The organism is Chryseobacterium sp. 'Rf worker isolate 10', assembly GCF_050753305.1.
Classification (GTDB): domain Bacteria; phylum Bacteroidota; class Bacteroidia; order Flavobacteriales; family Weeksellaceae; genus Chryseobacterium.
Window position 1 is genome coordinate 1,520,453 of the sequence record NZ_JBOZOF010000001.1, and the last position, 25,771, is coordinate 1,546,223.

The following is a 25,771-nucleotide window of genomic DNA, read 5'->3' on the forward strand; positions in this document are numbered from 1 at the left end:
TGGTATCTGCTATCTTTATGTCTAATTATTAAGCGTTTTCAGCTAACATTTTTTGTCCAGCTTCGATAGCTTCTTCGATAGTCCCTTTCAAGTTGAAAGCTGCTTCTGGTAAGTGATCTAATTCACCATCCATAATCATGTTGAATCCTTTGATAGTATCTTTGATATCTACTAATGATCCTGGAATACCTGTAAACTGCTCTGCTACGTGGAAAGGCTGAGATAAGAATCTCTGAACTTTTCTCGCACGGTAAACAACAGATTTATCTTCTTCAGAAAGTTCTTCCATACCAAGGATTGCGATGATATCCTGAAGTGCTTTATATCTTTGAAGAATTTCTTTTACTCTTTGAGCACAGTTGTAGTGATCATGACCTAAAATTTCAGGATTTAGGATTCTAGAAGTAGAAGAAAGTGGATCTACCGCTGGATAGATACCTAATGAAGCAATCTTTCTGTCAAGTACTGTAGTTGCATCCAAGTGAGCAAACGTAGTTGCAGGAGCCGGGTCAGTTAAGTCATCCGCAGGTACATATACCGCTTGTACTGAAGTAATTGAACCATTTTTAGTTGAAGTAATTCTTTCCTGCATCGCACCCATTTCAGAAGCAAGAGTTGGTTGGTAACCTACCGCTGATGGCATACGACCAAGAAGTGCAGATACCTCAGAACCAGCCTGTGTAAAACGGAAGATGTTGTCTACGAAGAAAAGTACATCTCTACCTTGCCCGCTTTCTCCACCATCTCTATAGTACTCAGCCAATGTAAGACCAGAAAGTGCTACTCTAGCTCTTGCACCTGGCGGCTCGTTCATCTGTCCGAAAACGAATGCAGCTTTAGAATCTTTCATAGCTTCTAAGTCTACTTTAGAAAGATCCCAACCTCCGTTTTCCATAGAGTGCATGAAATCATCACCATACTTGATAATACCTGATTCCAACATCTCTCTCAAAAGGTCATTCCCTTCTCTCGTTCTTTCACCTACTCCGGCGAATACAGAAAGACCTCCGTGTCCTTTTGCAATATTGTTAATCAACTCCTGGATCAATACTGTTTTACCTACACCAGCACCACCGAACAAACCAATTTTACCTCCTTTTGCGTAAGGCTCAACTAAGTCGATTACTTTAATACCTGTAAATAAAACTTCTGCAGAAGTTGAAAGTTGATCAAATTTTGGAGCTGGTCTGTGAATTGGAAGACCACCTTCCTTAGAAATATTTTGAAGTCCGTCGATAGCATCACCAACAACGTTGAATAGTCTTCCGTTTACAGCCTCACCGATAGGCATCATAATAGGATTTCCGTATCCAATTACGTCCTGCCCTCTTTTAAGACCGTCAGTAGCGTCCATTGCGATACATCTTACTGTATCTTCGCCAATATGTTGTTCTACTTCTAAGATTACTTTTTCACCGTTTTCTTTTGTAATTTCTAACGCGTCATAGATTGCTGGAACAGCTTCCACATCTGTGAAGACAACGTCGATTACCGGACCAATAATTTGAGAAATTTTACCTTTAATTTGGTTTGCCATTGCTAAATTTTTTCTTGGTGCAAATATAGTGATTCTTCATAAACCCGCAATTGGTAAAAAAAAGATTTTTATCATGCTTTTTGAGAATAGATTATTTTAGTAATATCCCGATATAGCACTATATCTGGGTAACAATGTTAAGGTTACAGGTATTACTCTATTGTTATATTGATACATTGGTACATTATTTCTATATTTGCAATCAAATTTTTCCGTTTTGAAAGTTTTCAAGAATTTTACAGATTATTCCTCACAGAAGCCTTTAGCACTGTCTTTAGGTATGTTTGACGGAGTACATCTCGGGCACAAGAGTATCATTGATGAACTGACTAAAGTAGGTACAGAGAACAATCTGGAAACCGCTATCCTTACTTTCTGGCCGCATCCAAGGTTTGTTTTTAATCCTAATGAAGATTTAAAACTGTTGAACACGCTGGAAGAAAAGAAACAGCTGGTTGAGAAATATGGTGTTGATAATTTGTTCCTGAAAGAGTTTGATGAAGAATTCAGAAACCTGACCGGAGAAGAGTTTGTGCGTCAGATTTTAATTGATAAGCTCAATGTAAAATATCTTATTATAGGCTACGACCATTCTTTCGGAAAAAACAAAAGCGGAAATTTCGAGCTTCTTCAAAAACTATCCAAGGAACTTGACTTTGAAGTAGAACAAATGGAAGCCATCAACATCCACGAAAATAATATCAGTTCAACAAAAGTTCGTAATGCTCTTTTAACCGGGAACATCCAAGAGGCTAATGAGATGCTGGGGTATCCCTACTCAGTATCCGGTATAGTAGTTCATGGTAAAAAGATCGGAAGAACAATTGGGTATCCAACCGCCAATATTGATACAGAATCTATTAAGCTTTTACCTAAAAAAGGAGCTTATATTGTAGAAGTATTGATAAAAGGCAACCAATACAAAGGAATGCTGAGTGTTGGAACCAACCCTACCGTAAACGGAGAAAAATTAACTGTTGAAGTTTATATTCTGGATTTTGATGACGATATATATGATGAAAAAATAACAGTCAGGTTCAGAGATTTCCTTCATGATGAAATTAAATTTGAAAGCTTAGAAAAGCTTATCGAGAAACTGGACCTGGATAAAAAACACACCCAGGATTATGATTTCAAGAATCAACAATTTTGATTTTCTGAGACTTGTTTTTGCAAGTCTTGTTATAGTAACCCATTCCTATTCTCTTTCGGGAGCTGCTCAAGGTGATCCTTTATCACAGCTCACCCATGGCCAGATGGAATTTTCTTATCTTGGAGTTCATGGCTTTTTTATTATCTCCGGATATTTAATTTTTAAAAGTTTACTGCGCTGCAAAGGTCTCGCTGATTTTTACTGGAAGAGACTTTTAAGACTTTTCCCTGCCTTATTAGTTGTCCTTTTCCTTACCGTTTTGCTGGCACCGGCGGTTTATGAAAGCTCTGTTCCTTATTTGCAGAACAAATCCGTATACACTTATATTCCTCAAAATTTAACGCTATTCTTCCGTCAGAAAGGTATTGACGGCGTTTTCGAAAGTAATCCTTACAAACATAGCATCAACGGAAGTTTATGGACCATATGCTATGAATTCAGTATGTATGTGATGGTCTCCATGCTATTCTTTATCAGGAAAAAAGCTTTTGTAAAAACAGTTGTTATTCTGTTGTTTATATCAAGCTATTTCTTCGCTATTTTCAAGCCTTATTTTCTATATGGGGTGTTTGTGAAAATAGGACTTGGAAGTAATCATTTTTATAACCTGATGTGCTTCTTTGCAGGTGGAATGGTATTAACTTATCTGAAAATTAATAATAAAAGAACTGAAAATATCATTATTTTACTTTCTTTTATTGTTCTTATCATCAGTCTTTATTTTAATATTTCCAAGTATACCTGCTATATTACACTGCCTTTACTGGTTATTATTATTGGTAAGAAATCTACTCAGTATCTCAATAAAGTAGGAGAAGTAATTGGGGATACTTCTTACGGGATTTATATTTATTCTTTTCCTATACAGCAGGCTCTGATGTATTTTTTTAAGCTTGATACGGTTATGTTATTCATACTTTCATTACCACTTTCAATTCTTCTGGGATACATTTCCTGGCACCTGATTGAAAAGAAAGCATTACAACATAAAGACTTATTTGCTAAAAAGGCTATTCATCACTGAATAGCCTTTTTATTTATTTCAATACTTTCAAGTATATTTTCTGAGGTTCATTAGTAAGTTTCACGTTAGGAAACTGTTTATCATAATCAATAAAGATATCCCCTTTTTCATCTGCTTTTCCGTTTCCGTCAGAATCCCAGCTTATTGTTACATAATACTTTGCTGGACCTGCAGGTTTAGGATTGATCTTACTTTCAGCATCTTTAGGCACCGGAAGATCAATGGTAAATGGCACAGTTTTCTGCTCAAACTCTTTTTCTGTAATTAAGGTCGCTGGAGCATCTGCGAGTTTCTCATCCATGCCATATAAACTTACTTTTAATTTTGGATTTTTAATCGTAAAGTTCTCTGTTCCTGAAAATTCAAGTTTAATATTTTCAGAAGAAGTTTCAGAAGCCGTGGCTGCCGGAGCTGTATTTTCTGCAGTACTTTTCTTTTCTGGTTTGGTGCAGCTTGACAGCATCAATGTGCCTGCTGCTACGAATAATAAAAGGTGGTTTCTCATTTGTTCTTTATTTTATTAACGTTAAATATATATTTCACCGATAATAGATAACAAATTCCGTACCTCAATCTTTTCTTATATTCTTATAAAGAATTTACTTCATTCTGAGCTTTCTTTCTCAGAGATTTAAAAACCAAATCATACGACTGATCAATAAGTTTAAAGATTAAATCTCTTTTCAATCCATCCAATACTACAGAGTTCCAATGGGTCTTGTTCATATGATAGGCGCCTGTAATCTGAGGATATTGCTCACGGAGCTCTGCACTCCATTCAGGATCCGTTTTTACATTGATTGCCAACGGCTGTCTTTCAAGCCCCATCAGTAAGAACATTTTGGTGTCTACTTTCAGTACAAGTGTTTCGTTATCAAACGGAAAGCTTTCCGTAACTCCTTTTTTAGCAAGACAGTAGTCTAAAATTTCGTTGGCATCCATGCAATTATAAGTAATGAGTGATGATTAAATGATATAATTCTTTAATCTTTGATTCAAATTTAGTAAATTTAAGAAAGAAATAATCCCGCAAAATCACAATTATTATGAAAGCTCTGGTAATAGGTGCTACAGGCGCTACAGGAAAAGATCTTGTCAATCAGTTATTGAATGACAAAGAGTTTGATGAAGTGGATATTTTTGTCAGAAAACCTATTGATATTCAGAATGATAAGCTTAAGGTTCATGTTGTGAATTTTGAAAACCCCGAGGAATGGAAAAACATGGTGAAGGGAGATGTGGCATTTTCATGTTTGGGAACTACCTTAAAGGATGCCGGAAGCAAGGAAGCCCAGAAAAAGGTGGACTTTGATTATCAGTATGAATTTGCGAAAGCAGCAAAAGAAAATGATGTAGAAGATTACATTCTGGTATCAGCCTATGGTGCGAATCCGCAGTCTAAGATTTTCTATTCAAAAATGAAAGGAGAACTGGAAGAAGCTGTAAAGCAGCTGCATTTCAATAAGATCACTATTTTCAAACCAGGAATGCTTGAAAGAAAAGATTCTGAAAGAACCGGAGAAGTTTTAGGCAGCCGAATTATAAAATTTGCGAATAAACTGGGCTTATTGGAAAGCCAAAAGCCTCTGCCAACCGATATTCTGGCAAAGGCGATGATTAATTCTTCAAAAATAAAAAGTAATGGCTACTCCAGTATAAAACTTGGAAATATCTTCTGCTTTGCTGAGAAGACTAATGAATGATTGGAATGTGGGGTTTGGGATGCGAGTTAATGGGGGTCGTGTTAAAAATGAGAACCTTCTTAGTAATTTTCCTAAAACCTAATCCCTGCTACCTATCATCTATTACCTATTTTGTAGTTTTGCTGTTCATTTTCTGTCCCAATTTTTCGTATTCAACATCGTTAGGCTCCCAAAGTTCTATTTTGTTTCCTTCAATATCCATGATATGGACAAATTTCCCATATTCATAAGCCTCTATCTTATCTACTACAGTTACATTTTCTTTTTTTAACTGCTCAACCAGCCTTTCAAGGTTTTCTACACGATAATTGATCATGAAATCTTTCTCAGAAGGCTGAAAATACTTTGTCTTTTCACTGAATGGGCTCCATTGGCTAAATCCTTTTTTAGAGTTATCAGCTCCCTGAAACCATTCAAATACGGCTCCATATTCATTAGTATTGAGACCAAGATGACTTTCATACCATTCTCTCATTTTTTTAGGATCTTTACATTTAAAAAAGATTCCGCCAATACCGGTTACTCTTTTCGTATCATCAGACTTTTTTTCAGTAACAGCTTTAAAAGCGAAGCCTAACATAAAAGAAGCCAGGACACAAAGGGTAAAAATTACTTTTTTCATAGGGAACATTTATTGGGTTTAAAAATAAAAAAAGTGGATGTATAACACCCACTTGTAAAAATATAATTTTTTATCTTTATCTCAGATACTTTGTAATCGCCTCACCGTTAGGATTGGTAGTACTTATAAAAGTGTCTATCAGTTTCCCGTTTTCATCTACCAAGAATTTGGTGAAGTTCCAAAGGATGCTTGTACTTTTTACTCCGTTCAGTTCCTTTTCTGTTAAATATTTAAAGATAGGTGCTGTATCATCTCCTTTTACAGAAACTTTAGCTGCCATTGGAAATGTTACTCCGTAATTTTTCTGGCAGAAAGTCCCAATTTCAGTATTGGTTCCTGGCTCCTGTCCTCCGAAATTATTGGCTGGGAAACCTATAACGACCAATTTATCTTTGTATTGTTCATATACCTTCTCAAGATCTGCATACTGAGGGGTAAATCCACATTCTGAAGCGGTATTTACAATCAGGATTTTTTTCCCTTTGAAATCTGCAAAATTGATTTCTTTACCATCTAGACTTTCTACTTTAAAGTCATATATTGTTTTTCCCATAAGTTCGGTGGTTTTGGCTTTAGAAATTTCACTTTTTTGATTCGTGCAGCTTTGTAGAAATGCAACGAAAGAAAGCAGCATTAAAAAAATTTTTTTCATTTTTTTTCATTTTGTACAGCGGGCTGCAATTGAATTAAAACTTGAAAATATTAGCCGGAAATACTTTATTGATGTCTATTTTGTTTAGTAACATCACATAATCTCCGTCTTTTTTAGTACTGGAAGATTCTATTCTGAAAGGCATTGTAAGGTTTCCTACTTTTTTAAAATCAGAATAGACAAGCGTTTCATCTTTTTTCACTTCTTTTATCAGCATATAAGTTTTTGTATCAAAATAATACATATTCTTATTAACGTTCTTCGTAAGTTCCACTTTATGACAGTAGATCTCTCCTATTTTTTCTTTTCCAAGGTATTTGGCATCAAACCCTTTGTTTTCCCAATCAATGAAGTCATTATCAAAATTTTCCGGCACATACTCAGGGTATTCCTGAAGTTTGTTTGCGGCATAATTCATTGCATAACCTTTGGAACCGTCAAAACCTTCAATCGCGGTTTCTTTTCCTCCGGTAGTAATCAATGTTTTAGTAAGATTCGGACGTTGCTGAAAAATTCTTATCGGATATTCATCTTTGATTCCCAATACTACTTTTCCCTGAAGCAATACTGAGTTTAATAATTTCCAATTGGTCAGCCCTCCGGATAATTCAATGTTTTTGTCAATTATTTCCTTTGCGGTCTGTCCGAATATCACATGCGAAAATACCAGTCCAAATACTAATAGTAACTTCTTCATTAATTTTATTTATAAATTCAAATATAGGTGGATTTATGTGAAATTGCAAAAAGACAGGAAAGTGGAAACGCTTATTTACCTATTTGTTTACTGCATCCGGCAATTTTAAATTAACTTTCGGGCTTTTTCCAGATCTTCCGGAGTATCTATTCCTACTCCTACGAAATTAGTTTCTATCATTTTGATTTTCATTCCGTATTCCAGATAGCGGATGCATTCAATCTTTTCAGATATTTCCAATGGTTTCATAGCCAGTTTTGAAAACTGCAGCAAGACTTCTTTTCTGAAAGCATATACTCCAATATGTTTAAAATAACTTACATCATAAGAAATTTCTCTGTGAAAAGGAATTACAGAGCGGCTGAAATATAAAGCGAAACCATTATTATCGGTAATCACTTTTACGTTATTTGGGTTTTCAATTTCTTCTTTTTCGTGCAGTTGAATTTTTAAAGAAGCTAAAGAGATTTCCTGCTGATCATCATGTTTAAAAACTTCGATCAGCTGATGTAAAGGTTCCAGTTTCAGAAAAGGTTCATCTCCCTGAACATTGATCACAATATCACAGTCTATATTCTGTACTGCTTCAGCAATACGGTCACTTCCTGTCTCATGCTGACCTGTCATTACAGCTTTCCCTCCGTTTTTTACAATTTCATCAAGAATAATTTCAGAATCTGTGGCGACAAATACTTCATCAAACAGTCCGGTTTCCACTACGTTCTGATAGGTTGTGGTAATAACGGTTTTTTCTCCTAAAATCTGCATTAATTTCCCCGGAAAACGGCTTGCTTCGTAACGGGCAGGGATGACAGCGATTATCTTCATTCAATACGATATTAAGTAATTCTTTTAAAATCAACAGGTTTCATTCCGGCATTTACAAAATTCCGGATGATCCTTTTATCCTGAGATCAAATGTAGTGAAAAGTATCTTATTTACTCTACAAAACGGAGATTTCAGCGGTTTAAAAAGAAAGTTTTACTCCTACCATATTGTATTCCCATTGGCGGGATGCAACAAAGTTGAGATTATATTTTGTCTTTCCTATAGTTCCTTCTGATGATGTATATCTGCTTTTTGAGATTGTTTTTCCAATGAAATATCCCATTAATAGAGCTAAAGGATAATCTGAAGCCCAGTGAACTTTACTCTGCATCATTTGAAAGCATAATGCTCCTGCTAAGGTATATCCTACCGGCTTGATCCATTTTGCATCCGGATAGTTGTCTGCAATCACGGTGATACCCGCCATAAAAGTGGTTAAATGTCCGGATGGCATCGCATCATAATTCGAGGTATTTTTTCCAAAGGCTGAGAAACTTGGGAAGGGGTTCCATGCTCCTCCTTTATTACCATTTATCTCTGCAATAAAAGGGCTTTCTCTTCCGGTAATTCTTTTAATAGTCTGGGTAAAAACTCCGGAAAGAATTAAACTTTCCATTAACCCACTGGCTGTAGCCTGTGCTCTGTAATCATTTTTGATCAATCCATAAGTCCCGAAACCAATTCCCAGCAATACTAATGTAGAACCGTTTCCTATCAGATACAAGGTAGATCCGATATCTTTCGGGATTTTAAATACACCTCCAACTTTGGTGTAGTTATTATCTTTGTCCATTCCCCATCTTTCTCCCAGCTCTCTTGAATTGTCGATCAGTTTCTGATCAACTGGTAAAAGAATCAATGTGGCTGCAACAGCTCCTCCCAGATAATAAGCATGATCCTGGGCTACAAAATCTTTATTGGTATTGATAAAGTTTCTGGGTAATTTGGTTACAAAATCTAATAGTTTAGGTTTTGGGTACGTTCTGACAGATCCGTCTTTTAAGGTGTAGGTTTGTACTTTTGGAGACTCGAGTTCCTTTGGAAGTTCTTTTACTTTCAGCGTATCAATCTCTTGTGAGCATACCAGTATTGAAACTGGTAAGAGTAGAAATCTCAGTTTTTTCATCGTGTAATTTTCGACTTTATTATATTTAGGTGTGTAAAAGCCCCAAAGGTAATTCCTAGTTGAGCTTACTACAAAGAAATTATTTGATTTTTAATATTTATTTAATTTTTTATAAACAAACGTCATTTCAGTTTAAATATTTGATCAAAAAAATAATTCCGTATATCCAGGAAATATAAAGAAAAGAGTAAAAAAGTCCGAACCCAAAGCTTTTTAATAAATCTCCTTTACATTTTCCTGAGTTTTTGAAGACCAATCTCAATGCTCTAAAAAATATCCAATACAAAATAGCCCCCAGTAATAATACGGCTGACCAGAAGAAAAGGCCAAAGAAATAGGAAAGAAAAATGAGTAGAATAGAAATTGCAATCCATGCAAGAATGGAAAGAATAACTCCTCCTATCCCATCACCTGCATCAGGAATATCAATATCGAAACCATCAAATTTTGGTGTTTTATCAGCATATCTTTGTAATCTTTCTTTGTTTAAAATATTTCCAACATTGTCTTTTAATTTCAAACCAAAATACAATCCCGCGCTTATAAATATAAAAAATGTTCCAGCCAAAACAGATGTTGATAAGATTGAATTCAGAAATAATGAACGATGATCTGCTTTTCCTGAGAGCCAAACACTTAAAATTACTATCGTAATAATCGCTAGCATTGAAAAAAATAAATATTTTGTTTCAAGAAAAGATTTTCGTGGACGTTTCATGGTTTTGTGTGTTGTGTAAAAAACGCTTCGGCTCAGCTCAGCATGACATAGCTAATACTCTTTTCGAGATCAAACAGTGTCATGCTGGGCAGAGCCGAAGTTTATATTTTATTAGAAAATTACTTTAAATTGTTCAAAGCACTTTCCAGTTTTGGAAGCATTACTTTGATCTCATCTACAGCTAATCCTCCTACAGAAGCACGGAACCAAGGTTCTGATTTTTCTTCTCCGAAGGCTGAGAATGGCACTAAAGCCACTCCTGCGTCATTGATTAGATAGAATACTAAATCTGAAGAGTTTTCAATGACAGCTCCGTCTGGTTTTGTTTTTCCGATATAGTCTAATTTAATAGTAAGATAAAGAGCTCCCATTGGTTCAATGCTGTCTACAGAAAGTCCTTTTCCTTTTAAATCCTGAACTCCGTTGTGAAGAACTTTTAAGCTTTCTTCAAGTTTAGCTTTAAAATCGTCAACGAAAGTATTTACATTCTCTGGATTTTCATAGAATTTAGCAGTTGCTTCCTGCTCCGGTTTTGGTGCCCATGCTCCAACGTGTGTAAGAAGTGCCTTCATCTTGTCAAGAATATGAGCAGGCCCGAATCCCCATCCAACACGTACTCCTGTTGCTGCAAGGCATTTCGAAATACCGTCGATGTAGATCGTATAGTCTTTCATTTCAGGGAAAAGAGAAACCGGATCTACGTGCTCAGCGCCGAAAGTAAGGCAAGAATAAATCTGGTCATACATTAAGTATAATGGTTTTTCATCTGCGCCTCTTTTTTTGTTTTCAGCAATAACCAGTTCGCAGATCTCTGAAAGCTGTTCTTTTGTAAACATGGTTCCGGTAGGGTTCAATGGTGAACACAGTGCTAATAACACAGCTCCATCCAAATGAGGTCTTAAATCATCTGCCGTCGGAAGGAAGTTGGTTTCCGGTTTTGTTTTTACTTCTACAGCGTTGACTGAAGTAAGGTAAGCATAGTGATTGTTGTTCCAAGATGGTGTAGGATATACTACTTTATCTCCTTCGTCTACAATGGTTTTGTATACGGCATAGATCAAAGGTCTTGATCCAGCAGTGATTAAGATATCTTCCGGAGAATAATCAAGGTTCCATCTTTTTTTAAGGTCTTTGGAAACTTCTTTTCTTAAAGATAAAAGTCCGTTTGCAGGAGGATAGTTCGTCAGATTATTCTGATATGCTTTCTGAATCTCTTCCTTCAGCAATGCCGGAATAGGATAGATATTAGAATTCAGATCACCAATAGTAAGATTGGCAATTTCTGCTCCCTTTGCTTTTAGATCATTTACTTCGTTACCAATTTTTACAATTTCAGAACCGATCAGGTTCGCTGCTAATTTTGAAACTTTCACTTTTTTTCTTATTTAAAATTTACTAATATTATCGTTCTCCATTGATTCTCTCATCTATTTGATCTACCGGCATTTGTGCATCAAAAAGAGTGATTACTTCTTTTGCTTTTTTTGCGGTATTGGAATTTGGATATTTTTTAATGATCCTATTGAATTCCGCTCTGTTTTCATCGTTTAGTTTTCCGGTTCCATTGTCCTGTTCTCTTTCGTAGGTAGGTGTATTATCCATTCCTAAAAGATAGTCGGACAAATAGTAGTTATAGTCCTGTTTTACTACTTTTATCAGCTTGCTCTTAGGATATTTATTCATAAAATTTTCCCAGAACATAAGCCTGTCTCCCAGCTGTTCCCAGGAAATTATCAATCCTGCGTCTGCGGCATAATTGGTTTCACTTTCTTTATCGGTCTGTGAAATGTAGACTTCATAATCCGGAGTCACTTTATTCTTAAAAATAGTAGAATAATATCCCGGGATGGTCCATATTTCGGTGATACCTTCTCCTACTTCTCTGAATTCAAGACCTGCTTTTTTTAGTTCTGAAGCTATTTTTTTAACATTATCTGGAAGATTGTACTGATCCTTATCATAATTATAATAATTCACATATTTATCCAAAATGTTGCTATGCAGGTTCATCAGACATTCTGTATACTTACCTCTTATTTTTAAATAATCTTCGTATACTTTGTCATTCTGTTCCGGACTGTTTCCAGTCATTTCTTTGTCGATTTTGGTACGGTACCATTGAAGAGATGTAATATAATCCTCCGTTTTGTTGGTGGATGAACAAGCTGTGTCTATAGGCTTGTACAGATCTTCTTTGGATTCAGTTTGAGTAATCGAATCGTTTACCGGTTTTACTTCCGAAACTGCAACTTCCTTTTTACAGGAAACTACAGCTGCAGACAATAGGCAAACTGCTATTATTCTTTTGATCATCTGCTGTTTTCAGAGAATTAATCCAGTTTTAAATCTGTTTTTACCGCTCCGATTTTAGCTTCCAATGATTTTAATTTATCTCTGAAATCTGCTTCTGAAGTAATAGAATCCTTTACTGAAACATAGAACTTAATTTTTGGCTCTGTTCCGGAAGGTCTTACACATACTTTCGTTCCATCTTGTGTGTAATAGATCAATACGTTAGACTTCGGAATATCGTTCATTACTTTTTTCTCATTCGTAGAAATGGTAAGACTTGTCTGTTCTTTGAAATCCTTTACTTCTTCTACGAGTGAACCAGCCAATTCTTTTGGAGGATTTTCACGGAAGTTTTTCATCATATTCTGAATTTCTTCAGCACCTTCTTTTCCTTTTCTTACAATATTGATTAATCCTTCGTAATACATTCCAAGATCTTCATAGATCTCGATCATGTACTGATACATTGTTTTTCCGTTGGCTTTGCACCATGCGGCAATTTCACAAGCTACAAGGATACTTCCGCAAGAGTCTTTATCACGAACAAAATCTCCGGTCATAAATCCGAAACTTTCTTCACCACCGCACACAAATTTCTGTGTTCCTTCTGCTTCGCGAATCATTTTTCCGATCCATTTGAATCCGGTAAGACCTACTTTGCATTCTACTCCGAATTTCTGCGCAATATCAAAGAAGATATCTGAAGTTACGATGGTAGAACCGATGAATTCTTTTCCGGTAATTCTTTCCTGTTTTCTCCACTCATTCAGAATGTAATATGTAAGGATTGTGTTGGTTTGGTTACCATTTAAAAGCTGCATTTCACCATCAAGGTTTCTTACTGCAATCCCTAATCTGTCTCCATCCGGGTCTGTTCCGATCACGATATCTGCATTGGTAATTCTTGCCAGATCCATTGCCATTTCCAATGCTGCAGGTTCTTCCGGGTTTGGAGAATCTACTGTAGGGAAATTTCCACTTGGAATCATCTGCTCCCTTACAAGATCTACTTTTTTAAATCCTGCTTTTGCTAAAGCTTTTGGAATGGTAGTATAGGTTGTTCCGTGGATAGATGTGAAAACAATATTTAAATTTTCTTTTCCAACATTCTGATAGGTAGAGTTTTCAATACAGGCATCGATATACACATCGTCCTGCTCCTCTCCGATCCATTCGATCAGATCATCATTCCCGTTGAATTTAATTTCTTCGAATTTTACAGAATATACTTCATTAATAATTGCTTCATCATTAGGCGGAACAATCTGTGCACCATCGTTCCAGTATACTTTATAACCATTGTATTCCGGCGGGTTGTGAGAAGCTGTCAATACAATTCCTCCATTACATTTTTTATCACGAACTGTGAAAGACAATTCAGGAGTGGGTCTGTGATCTTTGAAAAGCAATACTTTAATTCCGTTGGCTGTCAAAACATCTGCTACCAGTTTCCCAAATTCTTTTGAGTTATGACGAACATCATAAGCAATGGCCACTTTTATCTCTTCACCTTTGAACTGCTGCAGCATATAATTGGCCAATCCCTGAGTAGCCTGTCCCAATGTATATTTATTCAAGCGGTTGGTTCCTACTCCCATTATTCCACGCATACCTCCTGTACCAAATTCCAATTCTCTGTAGAAAGAATCTTCCAGATCCGGGGAATTGCTGTCGATCAATGATTGTACAGCATCTCTCGTTTCTTTATCGAAGGTATCACTTAACCAAAGTTTCGCTTTTTCTAGTGTATTCATATTTGTATTGTTGTTCTTTTATAGTTTGTAAAGTTCTTAGTTTCTAGTTTAAATAATACTGTTTTTTAATCCAGTTTTTTGTTTTCAACTTTCGTCGTTTTATCAATCTTAAATGCTCTGATTGGATCGTTATAATAGATAAATTTTGCAGTGTTCTGAATATGTCCTTTTAACGAATCTTTTACATTTACTTCTGCATAATTTCCATTTTTAGAATCAATGTTCAGGTTGGTAATTTTCCAGTAAGGAGCAATTAAACTTGCTGTATCTGAAATCTTTATAACGGCATCTTTAGACAATCCCAGGAAATTGGCCCGGCTTCTGTTATGCATTTCCACTACTGCTCTTCTGGTGTTCACAGATCCCATGAAGCTTGCATTATTTTTCATATTAAGTCTGAAATTGTCTGTTTTGATTTCACTTGAAATATTCATTTCAACAGAATCAGAAACGGCTACTTTTTCCAGGTTATATTTTGAATAAATTGTCACGTTATAAAAATCAACTCCCTTTGTACCTCTTTTTTCTTTGATGAAAAGTGTCTTGTCTTTTACATCTACATCAAGATTATTGGCCACGTTAGGATAAGTCTCTATTTCTACAAAATTTTTCGGACCTCTGGCATAAAATACACGGAATTTCCCTTCCAGATCCAGGTTTACAAACTCCGAAACATCCACATCTTTCTTTTCAATATTTCCTTTCGGAGAAACTTTTCCACAGGAAATTACTGCCATCAACATTAATGTGTATACAACTTTTTTCATATTTAATTTTAAATATTCTATATTATAATCGTAACGATATGTACTGAAAATCTCTGGAAACTTTTTCATGTCTCTCACAAGGACTTTCAATATTACTTTGAACAAAAATAGGATTAAAATTTCTAAAAATCTTTGTCTTTTGACAATAAAATACCTGATAATTTTCAAATTTTGGGATTTTTAGGGAAAGACTATTTCTTATTGTCTCTTTCGTTTACTTTTTATCTGATAGATTCAAAAATATAAAAAGCACTCTGTTTTTTGCAGAGTGCTTTTTATTATATTTCATTATTAGCCTATAATAATTGATAAAAGGTATAGTTTTTTGTTCTAGCTATTTTCAACTGAAGCGCCATAAATGATTAAAGCCAAAAGGATTGCAACAATAACAATCCCAATAATCAAGGGTTTCCATATCGCTTTTTTTGAATACCTTTCTTCATCCGGAAAATATTTTGGCATAAAGTAGTAAGAAAGTAAGCATCCGCCTCCAAGACCACATAAATAAGCAAGTGAACTTTTAGGCTCTTCCGGGATGTTTACAATAATTCCTGTGATAATAGTCAACAGAATAGAAATTGCCAATACCGTATATGCTTCTTTCTTTTTGTTAACCTCAATTAAATTTTGATATAACAAAACCCCTCCGAAAAGCGTTGAAAGACAAATAGAAAATCCTAAAATAGCTTTTTTAGAATAAATTTTTGGCAGCTTTTCTTCCATTATATCACTTCGTCAATATTATAATTCTTGTGTTCGCGGTTCGTTCTGATAATCATTTCTCCTAAGAATCCTGCTACAAAAAGAAGGCTTCCCATAATCATCATTGTTAATGCAATAAAGAACCAAGGATTATTGGTAATTAAATGCCCGTAGATTCCTCTTGCTACATCAATAAGTTTGGAAATTCCTAACCAAAGTGCTGAAAGAAAACCTACAATAAACATTAAAGTCCCAACAGCTCCGAAGAAATGCATTGGCCTTCCTCCAAAACGACTTACAAACCAAAGCGTTATCAAATCCAAAAATCCTCTTACAAATCTTTCAGTTCCGAATTTTGAAGTTCCGTAAGGTCTTGCCTGATGCTGTACTTCTTTTTCGGTAATTCTTCTGAAACCTGCATTGGCAGCCAGAACCGGAATATAACGGTGCATATCTCCGTATACATCAACAGATTTCACAACCTGTCTTTTATAGGCTTTCAAGCCACAATTGAAATCATGAAGGTAAACTCCTGAAACTTTTCTCGCGGCTGCGTTGAATAGCTTTGACGGAATATTTTTCGTCATTACATTATCAAAACGCTTCTTTTTCCAACCGGAAACGATATCATAATTATCGTTGATTACCATATTATACAGTTCCGGAATTTCTTCTGGGAAATCCTGTAAATCGGCATCCATTGTAATTACCACATCTCCATTTGTTCTTTCAAAGGCAGCATGCAGTGCCTGTGATTTTCCATAATTTCTGGAAAATTTAATAGCGTGGATCTGAGGATGCTGAACTTTCATATTCTCAATAATACTCCACGACAAATCCGTACTTCCATCGTCTACAAACCAGATTTCATAAGATAAATTGCTGGCTGTGCATACTTTATCAATTCTTGAAAAAAGCTCTTCCAGAGAGTCCTCTTCGTTCAGTAACGGAATAACTATAGATAAATTCATTTAATTTTAATAAAAATTAGGCTTGATTTGTTTCTTCGGGCTGATGTATCGTTCTTGTTCTGAAAAACGCTCCAAAAAACACCGACAAAACTACGTAAAATATAAGAATTGCTGCAAAATATCCTGAAAAATGACTCGCGGTAAGCATATCTTTTCCTTTAACCGCCTCAGGAGTGAAGCTTTGTAATCTTTCTTTGTACTTCTGATCCAGCTCATCAATATCTTTCTGATGTTTCAGAATTTTTCTTGCAGAGGTATATTCTGTATCCAGTTCTGATTTTTGTCTCTGAACATATTGGTAGTTCAACAGCTTTTTAGCCGCCGGATCTACAAAGTTTAAAAAGGCATAAATACTGAAGATGGAAAGAATTCCTCCGACAAACATCGGAACGAATGCTCTTTTGAAAGCTTCTTTGAATTTTACTACTCTATGGTTGTTCCAAAAGGATTTCACAGACCAAAAAGCAGCTCCGGCATAGAGAAGAGGTAAAACAAAAGCATTGGCTTTCAAAGAGATATCAAAATAATTGATTCCTGAGAAAAAAGTGTACACTACAAAGAAAACGATCATTGTAGCGATAAAAAGTATAATTCCTAGTGTTGATGGACTTTTCGTCATATTTAAATTTTTAGAAAAAAGTTGAAAAATTTTCCCTCTAGATGTCAAGCGTTTAGCTTTATCACTGCTTTTTTTCGACTAATTTTCTTTAATAAAGTTTTGAAGTTTATAAAATATTCCTACCTTTGCAACGGCAAGTCCTAAACAACCAGCTCCTGAGAATCCTCCAGGGTGGGAACGCAGCAAAGGTAATTGGTCGTAGCGGTGTGATTTAGGTAGCTTGCCATTTTTTTTTGATCTAAAGTAAGAAGAGAGGTAATTTGATAATTATCTTTTTTTGTTTTTAATACCTTACGCATCATTTTCATTTTTCTAATTTTCAGATTACCTCCGGTTCAGTTATTGATTAAAATTCGAATGTCTCACCTAATGTTGGTAAAACAAGTTCTACATTTTTATCTGCAAAATGCTTTAGTGCACTTTCATGATTGATTTCAATGGCAGGGAAAGTATCAAAGTGACATCCGATTACTTTCGGTGTTTTCAATAGCTCTGCAGCTGCAAAAGAAGCTTTTCTAGGACACATTGTGTAGTGGCTTCCGATAGGAAGAATAGACAGGTCTATATTTCCGTATAATCTTGGGAACAGTTCCATATCAGCCATTACTCCTGTATCACCTGCCAAATAGATGTTTTTACCCTCAGGAAGTCTGAAGATATACCCTACCGGAACGCCTCCATAGCTTCCATCCGGGAAAGAACTTGTATGGTGAGCAGGAACCATGGAAATTTTAAGATCGTCGATTTTTGCCGATCCTCCTAAGTTTACATCGTCTCTGTTTTTAGCCTGCTGGAAATAACCACATACTTCTGGAACTCCAATCACGGTAGCTTCCGGATAATGCTGCAACACCTCTGCTACATCGGCAATATGATCACCGTGCGCATGGGTCAACAGAATGTAGTCGATTTTTTGAGCAGCGATATCAAAACCTGATTCTGCTTTTTTGTAATTGTAAAAAGGGTCGCTCAGAATTGTTTTGTCCTTGTAGGTGAACAGGAAACAATTTTGCCCTAAGAATTGTATTTTCATTTTAAATTTAGTTTCAATTATTATTAAATACAAATGACTCAAACAGTTTCACAAATAACACAATGAGATTAGTGATATTTGTGAAAGCATCCGTGCCATCCGTGTTTTCTTTAATCTATTATTTCTGCGGAAATTTATCCTCAATTAAGTTGAGATTAATTCCATGTTCCAGATAAGCTTTACACCCATCTAAAACTGTTGTAAAACCTCCTGTATTGTCATTAATTACTTTTAACAGGTCTTCGCCAGTCTGGCTGAATCCATAGCTTTTAATGATAACAAGAGTTCCTTTTTCCATGGTTTTGAATTCATAGTCTACGTTTGTTGAAGGTTCTCCCCATTCTGTTTTGATCAACTGGTTCGGAATAATCTGATGAACTTTCACCACAGATTTTACTCCGTACATTTCCCATTCCCAGGTAACTGTCTTACCTTCTTCTAATTTTCCGGTAGATTTTGTAAACCAGAAATTAATAGTTACTTCCGGATTGATAAATGCTTCAAAAACATCTTCAACCGGCTTTCTGATAAGCATTTGAGCTTCAACATAGACATTAGAACTCATGATGTAATATTTTAGATTTAGTTAAATAAATTAAGTCCAACTGCCGTAAGAATGGCCATTACAAACGTCATGATCCCGACCTGTTTTAAATACTGGTCTAATTCTTTTGGTTCTTTTACGGATAAAATCTTTCTTCTCAATTTTGACAATGGGAATAACAGAATCATTACGATGAAAACGTAGTAGTTTTGTCCCTGCATAAATCCATTTATTCCTAAAAACATAAGAATAAGCAATAATGGAAGCTGTAGCAGCACCATTTCATAGATCATTGCATTTCTGAATCCGATTCTCAATGCAAAGCTGTTTTTTCCTGATAATTTATCGCTTTCGATATCTCTCATGTTGTTCAGGTTAAGAACCGCCATACTCATCATTCCGACAGCTGTCCCTGGTAATAATATATCCCAGCTGAATGTTTTTGTAAACAGGAAATAACTTCCACATACGGAAACAAGCCCAAAGAAGATAAACACGAAGATATCTCCCAATCCCATGTATCCGTAAGGTTTTTTACCTACTGTATACCCAATGGCTGCAAGAATACATGCTACTCCTAATCCTATGAAGATATAGAATTCATTCATATAGTTTGGAATGAAAGCAACATAAAGCAAAGCAATAGTTGCAATGAAAGATAATGCTGCGAAAAGGATCACTGCATTTTTCATCTGTTTTGCAGTAATTTTCCCTGATGCTACAGCTCTTGCTTCAGCTTCATTGATTCTATTTGCATCGGTTCCTTTTACTCCATCACCATAATCATTGGCATAATTTGATAAAATCTGGTATAAAAGGGTCACCAGAAGAGCAAGCGCAAGGATCTTCCAATCCCAGGTCCCCCCTTCTCCGTAAAGTCTCCATTTTGCAATGAAAGCCCCCATAATAATCCCGCTTAAGGAAAGCGGTAAAGTTCTTAGCCTTGCGGCTTTTATCCAATCCGTCATAAATTTATCATTGATAAGCGATAATTGATAAATGATAATATCAATCATCATTCATCAATTATCAATTATATTTTTAAGATATCCATTGATCTTCTCCGAAGTTGGGCTTTCTTTTTTCAAGGAAAGCATTTCTTCCTTCCTGAGCTTCTTCTGTCATATAGGCAAGACGTGTTGCTTCTCCTGCGAAAACCTGCTGCCCTACCATACCGTCGTCTGTAAGGTTCATGGCGAATTTCAGCATTCTGATAGAAGTCGGAGACTTGGCTAATATTTCCTGAGCCCATTCGTAAGCTGTATCTTCTAATTCTGCATGTGGAACTACCTTGTTCACCATTCCCATTTCGAAAGCTTCCTGAGCGGAATAGTTTCTTCCTAAAAAGAATATTTCACGGGCTTTTTTCTGTCCTACCATTTTAGCAAGATAAGCGGAACCGTAGCCACCATCAAAACTTGTAACGTCAGCATCTGTCTGCTTGAAAATAGCATGTTCTTCACTTGCTAAAGTAAGGTCACATACTACGTGAAGTGAGTGTCCTCCACCAACTGCCCATCCTGGAACCACTGCGATTACTACTTTCGGCATGAAACGGATCAGACGTTGAACTTCAAGGATATTCAAACGGTGTCTTCCGTCTTCTCCTACGTATCCCTGGTGTCCTCTTGCTTTCTGATCACCTCCGCTGCAAAATGCCCATCCTCCGTCTTTAGGACTTGGCCCTTCTCCTGAAAGTAATACAACCCCTATTGAAGGATCTTCATAGGCGTCATAAAAAGCATCATATAATTCTGAAGTTGTTTTAGGTCTGAAAGCATTACGAACCTCTGGTCTGTTGAAAGCAATTCTTGCTACTCCGTTAGATTTTTTATAGGTAATATCTTCGTATTCCTTGGCGGTTTTCCACTCGATCATCTTATAAAAATTTTTCTCAAAGATACGGAATTACAGAGAATTTCCACAGGTGAAATTTACTGATCATTGCTATAAAGAAGAGAAATTCTGAATGATAGATTTTCGACCGTAAATATTCATAAAGAGAGTGCTTTTAGAATAAATAATAGAGGTTTATTAGAAAAACAAAAGCCGAAACATTGCTGTTCCGGCTTTTTATTGTTGAGTTATCAAATGATTACTTGGCAGCTGCACTCAGTTCAGCTTCTTTTGCTTTCATTTCTTTAACTTTATCCATGTTTTTAGTTACTACATAAATTTCTTTTAATGCAGAAACAGCGTCAATACTCTTTGGATTTGCTTTATACCATCCTTCAGCGTACGGCAATGCTTTTCCAAATCTTTCTCTTCTTGCATCAATCAATTTAGAAGCTTCATCCGGCTTGTCTTTTCTCAATGCATTGATCTCTGCTACTACTTTAGAATCATCACCAATAGTAGTATATACTAGGTTTTGGTATGCATCAGAAAAATCAGGCTTAAGCTCGATTGCTTTTTTGAACGATTCTACAGCATCATTAACAGTAGCCGGGCTTTTAGCCTGCATTACTCCAAGGTTGTACCAGTTTGTAGGATCACTTGGGTTTTTAGCCAATTGTTCTTTTAATCCTGAAACAAACTTATCTGTATTTCCAGACTGAAGATATGCTGTAGTCTGAGCTTCTTTAAGCTTAGCACTGTTTGGAAATTTCACTAATCCTTTTTCAATAACAGCAAGAGCCTCAGGTCCTTTTTTAGCGTTAAGAAGTAATGAAGCCAAAGTTTCATACAAATCCGGTTCTATGCTTTTTGACTGTTCAGTTTTAAAGTCAGAATAGTCAGAATTTTTCTTCATAAGCTCCCAAGTGGATTTATCAAGATTTACAACCTGTTCTGTTTTCTTTTCTTTAGCAGTGTAAGTAGTTTCTACTCCTGTAAATCCTGAATTAACAAGGTCTGTATAGATTTTGATAGATTGGTCGCTATTATTAGCTAATGCGTGGCTAAGTCCAGCATAATACATATATATTTTGTTGTCCTGACCGCTAGACTTTAATAAGTCGTAAACTTCAATAAACTTCGGTGCTGCAGCTGCATAATTTTTTGCATTGTATGCATCCATAGCAACTTTGTTAGCTTCCTGAAGCTGAGCATTCAAAGCATTCGCATCTTTTTTCTGCCCAAAAGCAAAAGCAGATGCTACGATAGCCATTCCTAAAATTAGTTTCTTCATAATAACTATTATATTTATATTGTACAATTTATTCTTCAGAATCAGAATTCTCATTTTCCTCTGCTGTATTTTCATTTTCAGCCTGAGGTGTTGTATCGTCTTCCTGGTTATCAGTTACAATGTCTGTTCCTTCTTCAAATTCCCCAGAATCATCTTCTACATCTTTATCCATTTCTACTTTTGCAATGGCTGCAATTTCGTCATTTTTCTTAAGGTTGATCAGTTTTACTCCCTGCGTATTTCTACCCATTACTCTCATTTCATCCATTCCCATTCTGATGGCAACACCGGATTTATTGATGATCATCAATCCATCTTCATCTGTTACGTTCTGAATAGCGATAAGATTTCCTGTTTTTTCGGTAATATTCAGGGTGATTACTCCTTTTCCTCCTCTGTTGGTAATTCTGTAGTCTTCTACTGCAGTTCTCTTTCCGTATCCTTTTTCAGATACTACAAGTACTGTTTCGTTTTCTACATCGTTCACAACAATCATACCAATAGCTTCATCATTGTCTTCCATCGCGATACCTCTTACCCCAATAGATCCTCTACCTACTTCTCTTACTTTTTCTTCAGGGAAACGGATACATTTACCATTTTTGGTAGCGATCATGATCTGAGATGTTCCATTGGTAAGGTAAGCACCTAATAACTGATCATTATCTCTGATCTCAATAGCATTTACCCCGTTTACTCTCGGTCTTGAATAGGCTTCTAATGATGTTTTCTTGATTGTACCGTTTTTGGTTACCATCACAACACTCATTTGATTTACATATTCGGAATCTTTAAGGTTGTTGGTTCTGATATATGCTTTGATCTTATCATCCGGTTCAATGTTGATAAGGTTTTGTACGGCTCTTCCTTTTGCTGTTTTGGAGCCTTCCGGAATTTCAAATACTCTCAGCCAGTAACATCTTCCTTTTTCTGTAAAGAACAGCATATACTGGTGGTTGGTAGCAGAAACAATATATTCAAGGAAATCGGAATCTCTTGTTGTTGCTGCTTTGTTTCCTACACCTCCTCTACTTTGGATTTTATATTCTGAAAGAGAAGTTCTCTTGATGTATCCTGCGTGAGAGATAGTAAGAACTACAGATTCATTCGGGATAATATCTTCGATAGACATTTCTCCTCCTGAGTAATCAATTTCTGTTCTTCTTTCGTCTCCATATTTTTCTTTTACTTCAATCAATTCGTCTTTGATGATCTGGAATCTTCTTGGCTCGTTGGCTAAGATGTCTTCCAAATTTTCAATTTCTTTCATGATTGCATCGTATTCATCACGGATCTTATCAAGCTCCATTCCTGTAAGACGAGCCAATCTAAGATCTAGAATTGCCTGAGCCTGAATGTCTGAAAGTTCAAATGCTTCGATCAAGCCTTCTTTTGCAGCCTGAGGGTTTGCACTGTGACGGATAATAGAAATTGCTCTGTCTAAAGCATCCTGAGTTCCTATCACTTTCATGAAACCTTCAAGGATATGTGCTCTTTCTTTTGCCTTCTTAAGCTCAAACTGAGTTCTTCTTACGATTACCTCATGTCTGTGCTCTACAAAGTGATGAATGATATCTTTAAGGTTCAGCTGCTCCGGTCTTCCGTGTACCAATGCAATATTGTTTACACTGAAAGAGGTCTGAAGTGCTGTATATTTATATAATAGGTTAAGAACAACGTTCGGGATTGCATCGTTTTTCAATTCGTATACAACACGAAGTCCTTTTCTATCCGATTCGTCTCTGATCTCGTGGATACCAGTGATTTTTTCGTCTTTTACAAGTTCTGCTGTTCTGGCAATCATTTCAGCTTTGTTCACCTGATAAGGGATTTCAGTAACGATAATAGCGTTTCTGTTTCCGATTTCGTCAAAGTTTACCTTAGCTCTTAAAACAACTCTACCTCTTCCTGTATGGAAAGCATCTCTTACTCCGTCATATCCATAGATGATCCCCCCTGTAGGGAAATCCGGTGCAATGATGTGCTGCATCAGCTCGTCTATTGTAATTTCTTTATTATCAATATAAGCGCAGATCGCATCTACAGACTCCGATAAGTTGTGTGGCGCCATATTGGTTGCCATCCCTACTGCAATACCTGAAGTACCATTTACCAAAAGGTTAGGGATTTTCGTTGGCATTACCGTTGGTTCCTGTAAACTATCGTCGAAGTTATTCTGGAAATCAACTGTTTCTTTGTCTAGGTCTGAAAGTACCTCATCAGAGATTTTTTTCAATCTTGCTTCGGTATAACGCATTGCTGCAGGCGGGTCACCATCCATTGAACCGAAGTTACCCTGTCCGTCTACCTGAGGATAACGTAAGCTCCAGTCCTGGGCCATTCTTACCATAGCATCGTATACAGAGGAATCTCCGTGCGGGTGATATTTACCCAAAACATCTCCAACAATTCTTGCAGATTTTAAATATTTTCTATTAGAAAACACCCCTAATCCATACATACCATACAGTACTCTTCTATGAACGGGCTTCAAGCCGTCTCTTACATCCGGTAACGCTCTTGAAACGATAACGGACATCGAATAATCGATATAAGACGACTTCATTTCATCAACAATGTTGATAGGAATCAGTCTTTCTCCTTCTTTTTGCATAAACAAATTTTATTGTAATGATATTCAAACTCTTAGCTGTAAGTCTGAAAATTATTTATTTCCAATTTTTATTAACGGGCTAATTTACGAAAAAAATGCCGATTTTTGCTGTAGAATTTATCCAAAAAAATCTTAAAAATTCATAAAAATATGGGCATATTAAGTATAACTTTCCACTGTACAAAAGATAACCTGGAAGAATGGGAAAATTATATTGATGAAACACTGGTTTTAATGACTGAAAACCTGATGGATGTCAACAAATATATCCTTTCTGAAGTACACAGTGATTATATAGAAGATGGTAAAAATTACAATCTCCTGTTAATTTTCGATAATGAAGAATTGCGGGAAGATTTCATACAAAGCGAACTTTTAAACATTTCAGAAAGAATTGAGAAAAAGTTCGGGCAGGAAGTAATGATCTTTAATACTTTCCTGAATCCTAAAAAAACAAGATTATAATTTACAAATAAAAAGCACTGAAGAATTCAGTGCTTTTCTTTTTTTATCTGTGATGCCCATGACCACGGCCTCTGTGATGATGGCCGCGCTCTTCATAAATATACACTTTCTGAACATGGCCGGGTGCATAGTATCTTGCACTTCCGCCATAATATCTTTTTGCGTGTCCTGGCGGCATTCTTCTTCCATAAGGTTCCTGCACTACACAAGAGGACAGCATAAATAGGACCACACCTGCCCCAACAATTTTCAACATACTTTTCATTACTTTCACTTTTTCAATTTCGATAGCAAAATATCTCAATATTAATGCCAAAAAGAATGGAAATCTAGCTAATGTATGTTAAAACCAGCTTCTAATTTTGATTTTAGTTCCTATTCTGTTAATAGCCATTTCTTTTTTTCACCTGACCCGGAGCATAATCTTTTGCGCTTCCGCCATATATTTTTTTAGCCTGTCCGGGAGGAAGTGTTTTGGCACGGTTTCCATTATCATGAACTACACAAGATGAAAGCATAAATATCACAATAAGTACTCCAGTAACTTTAGTTAAATTTTTCATTATTTCTACTTTTTCAACTTTATGTAATATTACAATGGTAATGCCAAAAGTTCAAAGTTTAAGGTTTAAGGTTTAAGGTTTAAGGTTTGAATATACAGCCTTTTCTTGTCAATGGTTAATTTTGTTTCGCAAGTTAATGATGAATTTTATTATGGAGAATTATTGTGCTTATCAAACAAATTCATCATTCATCATTCATCATTCATCATTCATCATTCATCATTCATCATTCATCATTCATCATTCATCATTCATC

General features: G+C 35.9%; 28 protein-coding genes and 1 other RNA gene. 5 read left to right on the forward strand and 24 right to left on the reverse strand.

All coding sequences use genetic code 11. The features are described from left to right. Positions 1-28: 28 nt before the first annotated feature. Complete coding sequence (gene atpD, locus LKL37_RS06745) at positions 29-1,537, reverse strand: F0F1 ATP synthase subunit beta (RefSeq protein ID WP_431609805.1); 1,509 nt, start codon at positions 1,535-1,537, stop codon at positions 29-31. A 217-nt stretch (positions 1,538-1,754) separates the two neighbouring features. On the opposite strand from atpD, the gene LKL37_RS06750 reads away from it, so the two are divergent. Together LKL37_RS06750 and LKL37_RS06755 are read left to right on the forward strand one after the other, a co-directional pair. After that, a complete protein-coding gene (locus LKL37_RS06750; protein ID WP_431609806.1) occupies positions 1,755-2,690 on the forward strand; it encodes a bifunctional riboflavin kinase/FAD synthetase in 936 nt (311 codons plus the stop codon). Next, on the forward strand, positions 2,665-3,714 hold the full coding sequence (locus LKL37_RS06755; RefSeq protein WP_431609807.1) for an acyltransferase family protein: 1,050 nt from the start codon (positions 2,665-2,667) through the stop codon (positions 3,712-3,714). Before LKL37_RS06750 ends, LKL37_RS06755 begins: the two co-directional genes overlap by 26 nt. 13 nt (positions 3,715-3,727) lie before the next feature. On the opposite strand, the gene LKL37_RS06760 is transcribed toward LKL37_RS06755, so the two are convergent. Both LKL37_RS06760 and LKL37_RS06765 read right to left on the reverse strand, forming a co-directional pair. Next, positions 3,728-4,219: a hypothetical protein gene (locus LKL37_RS06760; RefSeq protein WP_431609808.1), complete on the reverse strand. Its 492-nt coding sequence runs from the start codon at positions 4,217-4,219 to the stop codon at positions 3,728-3,730. Positions 4,220-4,302: 83 nt separating this feature from the next. Beyond that, a complete protein-coding gene (locus tag LKL37_RS06765) occupies positions 4,303-4,656 on the reverse strand; it encodes an MmcQ/YjbR family DNA-binding protein (protein ID WP_431609809.1) in 354 nt (117 codons plus the stop codon). Positions 4,657-4,760: 104 nt separating this feature from the next. On the opposite strand from LKL37_RS06765, the gene LKL37_RS06770 reads away from it, so the two are divergent. After that, positions 4,761-5,417 (forward strand): NAD(P)H-binding protein, encoded by a 657-nt coding sequence (locus LKL37_RS06770; RefSeq protein WP_431609810.1) that lies wholly within the window; start codon positions 4,761-4,763, stop codon positions 5,415-5,417. 106 nt (positions 5,418-5,523) lie between these two features. On the opposite strand, the gene LKL37_RS06775 is transcribed toward LKL37_RS06770, so the two are convergent. From LKL37_RS06775 to LKL37_RS06835, 13 genes are all read right to left on the reverse strand, one after another. Beyond that, a complete protein-coding gene (locus LKL37_RS06775) occupies positions 5,524-6,039 on the reverse strand; it encodes a VOC family protein (protein ID WP_431609811.1) in 516 nt (171 codons plus the stop codon). A 76-nt stretch (positions 6,040-6,115) separates the two neighbouring features. Beyond that, on the reverse strand, positions 6,116-6,691 hold the full coding sequence (locus LKL37_RS06780; RefSeq protein ID WP_431609812.1) for a glutathione peroxidase: 576 nt from the start codon (positions 6,689-6,691) through the stop codon (positions 6,116-6,118). Between the two features lie 34 nt (positions 6,692-6,725). Beyond that, the gene (locus LKL37_RS06785) at positions 6,726-7,388 is read right to left on the reverse strand and encodes a histidine kinase (RefSeq protein ID WP_431609813.1); all 663 of its coding nucleotides are present in this window, start codon (positions 7,386-7,388) and stop codon (positions 6,726-6,728) included. 105 nt (positions 7,389-7,493) lie between these two features. Further along, positions 7,494-8,216, reverse strand: a complete 723-nt coding sequence (kdsB, locus tag LKL37_RS06790) for a 3-deoxy-manno-octulosonate cytidylyltransferase (RefSeq protein WP_431609814.1) — start codon at positions 8,214-8,216, stop codon at positions 7,494-7,496. Between the two features lie 140 nt (positions 8,217-8,356). Beyond that, positions 8,357-9,343: a phosphatase PAP2 family protein gene (locus LKL37_RS06795; RefSeq protein WP_431609815.1), complete on the reverse strand. Its 987-nt coding sequence runs from the start codon at positions 9,341-9,343 to the stop codon at positions 8,357-8,359. 127 nt (positions 9,344-9,470) lie between these two features. Continuing rightward, positions 9,471-10,010 carry a hypothetical protein gene (locus LKL37_RS06800; RefSeq protein WP_431609816.1) on the reverse strand — a complete coding sequence of 180 codons (540 nt, stop codon included), beginning with the start codon at positions 10,008-10,010 and terminating at the stop codon, positions 9,471-9,473. Between the two features lie 170 nt (positions 10,011-10,180). Continuing rightward, complete coding sequence (locus LKL37_RS06805; protein ID WP_431609817.1) at positions 10,181-11,434, reverse strand: pyridoxal phosphate-dependent aminotransferase; 1,254 nt, start codon at positions 11,432-11,434, stop codon at positions 10,181-10,183. A 28-nt stretch (positions 11,435-11,462) separates the two neighbouring features. Next, entirely contained in the window at positions 11,463-12,374 is a 912-nt protein-coding gene (locus LKL37_RS06810) for a hypothetical protein (RefSeq protein ID WP_431609818.1), read from the reverse strand. A gap of 17 nt (positions 12,375-12,391) precedes the next feature. Then, positions 12,392-14,107, reverse strand: a complete 1,716-nt coding sequence (locus LKL37_RS06815) for a phospho-sugar mutase (protein ID WP_431609819.1) — start codon at positions 14,105-14,107, stop codon at positions 12,392-12,394. Between the two features lie 65 nt (positions 14,108-14,172). Then, positions 14,173-14,874: a GIN domain-containing protein gene (locus LKL37_RS06820; protein ID WP_431609820.1), complete on the reverse strand. Its 702-nt coding sequence runs from the start codon at positions 14,872-14,874 to the stop codon at positions 14,173-14,175. A 330-nt stretch (positions 14,875-15,204) separates the two neighbouring features. Next, positions 15,205-15,597 carry a hypothetical protein gene (locus LKL37_RS06825; RefSeq protein WP_431609821.1) on the reverse strand — a complete coding sequence of 131 codons (393 nt, stop codon included), beginning with the start codon at positions 15,595-15,597 and terminating at the stop codon, positions 15,205-15,207. Continuing rightward, positions 15,597-16,547 carry a glycosyltransferase family 2 protein gene (locus tag LKL37_RS06830; RefSeq protein ID WP_431609822.1) on the reverse strand — a complete coding sequence of 317 codons (951 nt, stop codon included), beginning with the start codon at positions 16,545-16,547 and terminating at the stop codon, positions 15,597-15,599. The genes LKL37_RS06825 and LKL37_RS06830 overlap by 1 nt, the downstream gene beginning before the upstream one ends. 16 nt (positions 16,548-16,563) lie before the next feature. Continuing rightward, a complete protein-coding gene (locus LKL37_RS06835) occupies positions 16,564-17,166 on the reverse strand; it encodes a DUF4199 domain-containing protein (protein ID WP_431609823.1) in 603 nt (200 codons plus the stop codon). Positions 17,167-17,297: 131 nt separating this feature from the next. Here LKL37_RS06835 and ffs point away from each other — a divergent pair. Beyond that, positions 17,298-17,395: signal recognition particle sRNA small type (gene ffs, locus LKL37_RS06840), an RNA gene on the forward strand. A 117-nt stretch (positions 17,396-17,512) separates the two neighbouring features. Here ffs and LKL37_RS06845 read toward each other — a convergent pair. The 6 genes from LKL37_RS06845 to gyrA all read right to left on the reverse strand — a co-directional run bounded on the left by LKL37_RS06845 (position 17,513) and on the right by gyrA (position 24,487). After that, positions 17,513-18,199, reverse strand: coding sequence for a metal-dependent hydrolase (locus tag LKL37_RS06845; RefSeq protein WP_431609824.1), 687 nt, complete (start codon positions 18,197-18,199; stop codon positions 17,513-17,515). Positions 18,200-18,317: 118 nt separating this feature from the next. Next, complete coding sequence (locus tag LKL37_RS06850; RefSeq protein WP_431609825.1) at positions 18,318-18,764, reverse strand: SRPBCC family protein; 447 nt, start codon at positions 18,762-18,764, stop codon at positions 18,318-18,320. Positions 18,765-18,781: 17 nt separating this feature from the next. Beyond that, a complete protein-coding gene (menA, locus tag LKL37_RS06855; protein ID WP_431610442.1) occupies positions 18,782-19,711 on the reverse strand; it encodes a 1,4-dihydroxy-2-naphthoate octaprenyltransferase in 930 nt (309 codons plus the stop codon). Positions 19,712-19,784: 73 nt separating this feature from the next. Next, on the reverse strand, positions 19,785-20,621 hold the full coding sequence (locus LKL37_RS06860; protein ID WP_034697698.1) for a 1,4-dihydroxy-2-naphthoyl-CoA synthase: 837 nt from the start codon (positions 20,619-20,621) through the stop codon (positions 19,785-19,787). 217 nt (positions 20,622-20,838) lie between these two features. Then, on the reverse strand, positions 20,839-21,873 hold the full coding sequence (locus LKL37_RS06865) for a tetratricopeptide repeat protein (protein ID WP_431609826.1): 1,035 nt from the start codon (positions 21,871-21,873) through the stop codon (positions 20,839-20,841). Positions 21,874-21,901: 28 nt separating this feature from the next. Beyond that, positions 21,902-24,487 (reverse strand): DNA gyrase subunit A, encoded by a 2,586-nt coding sequence (gyrA, locus tag LKL37_RS06870; RefSeq protein ID WP_431609827.1) that lies wholly within the window; start codon positions 24,485-24,487, stop codon positions 21,902-21,904. Positions 24,488-24,637: 150 nt separating this feature from the next. On the opposite strand from gyrA, the gene LKL37_RS06875 reads away from it, so the two are divergent. Further along, positions 24,638-24,952 (forward strand): DUF4286 family protein, encoded by a 315-nt coding sequence (locus tag LKL37_RS06875; RefSeq protein WP_121487949.1) that lies wholly within the window; start codon positions 24,638-24,640, stop codon positions 24,950-24,952. Between the two features lie 43 nt (positions 24,953-24,995). Here the strand turns inward: LKL37_RS06875 and LKL37_RS06880 are convergent, their stop codons facing one another. Further along, positions 24,996-25,217 carry a hypothetical protein gene (locus LKL37_RS06880; RefSeq protein ID WP_431609828.1) on the reverse strand — a complete coding sequence of 74 codons (222 nt, stop codon included), beginning with the start codon at positions 25,215-25,217 and terminating at the stop codon, positions 24,996-24,998. A 118-nt stretch (positions 25,218-25,335) separates the two neighbouring features. Beyond that, positions 25,336-25,515 carry a quinol oxidase subunit 4 gene (locus LKL37_RS06885; protein ID WP_431609829.1) on the reverse strand — a complete coding sequence of 60 codons (180 nt, stop codon included), beginning with the start codon at positions 25,513-25,515 and terminating at the stop codon, positions 25,336-25,338. Positions 25,516-25,771: the final 256 nt, after the last annotated feature.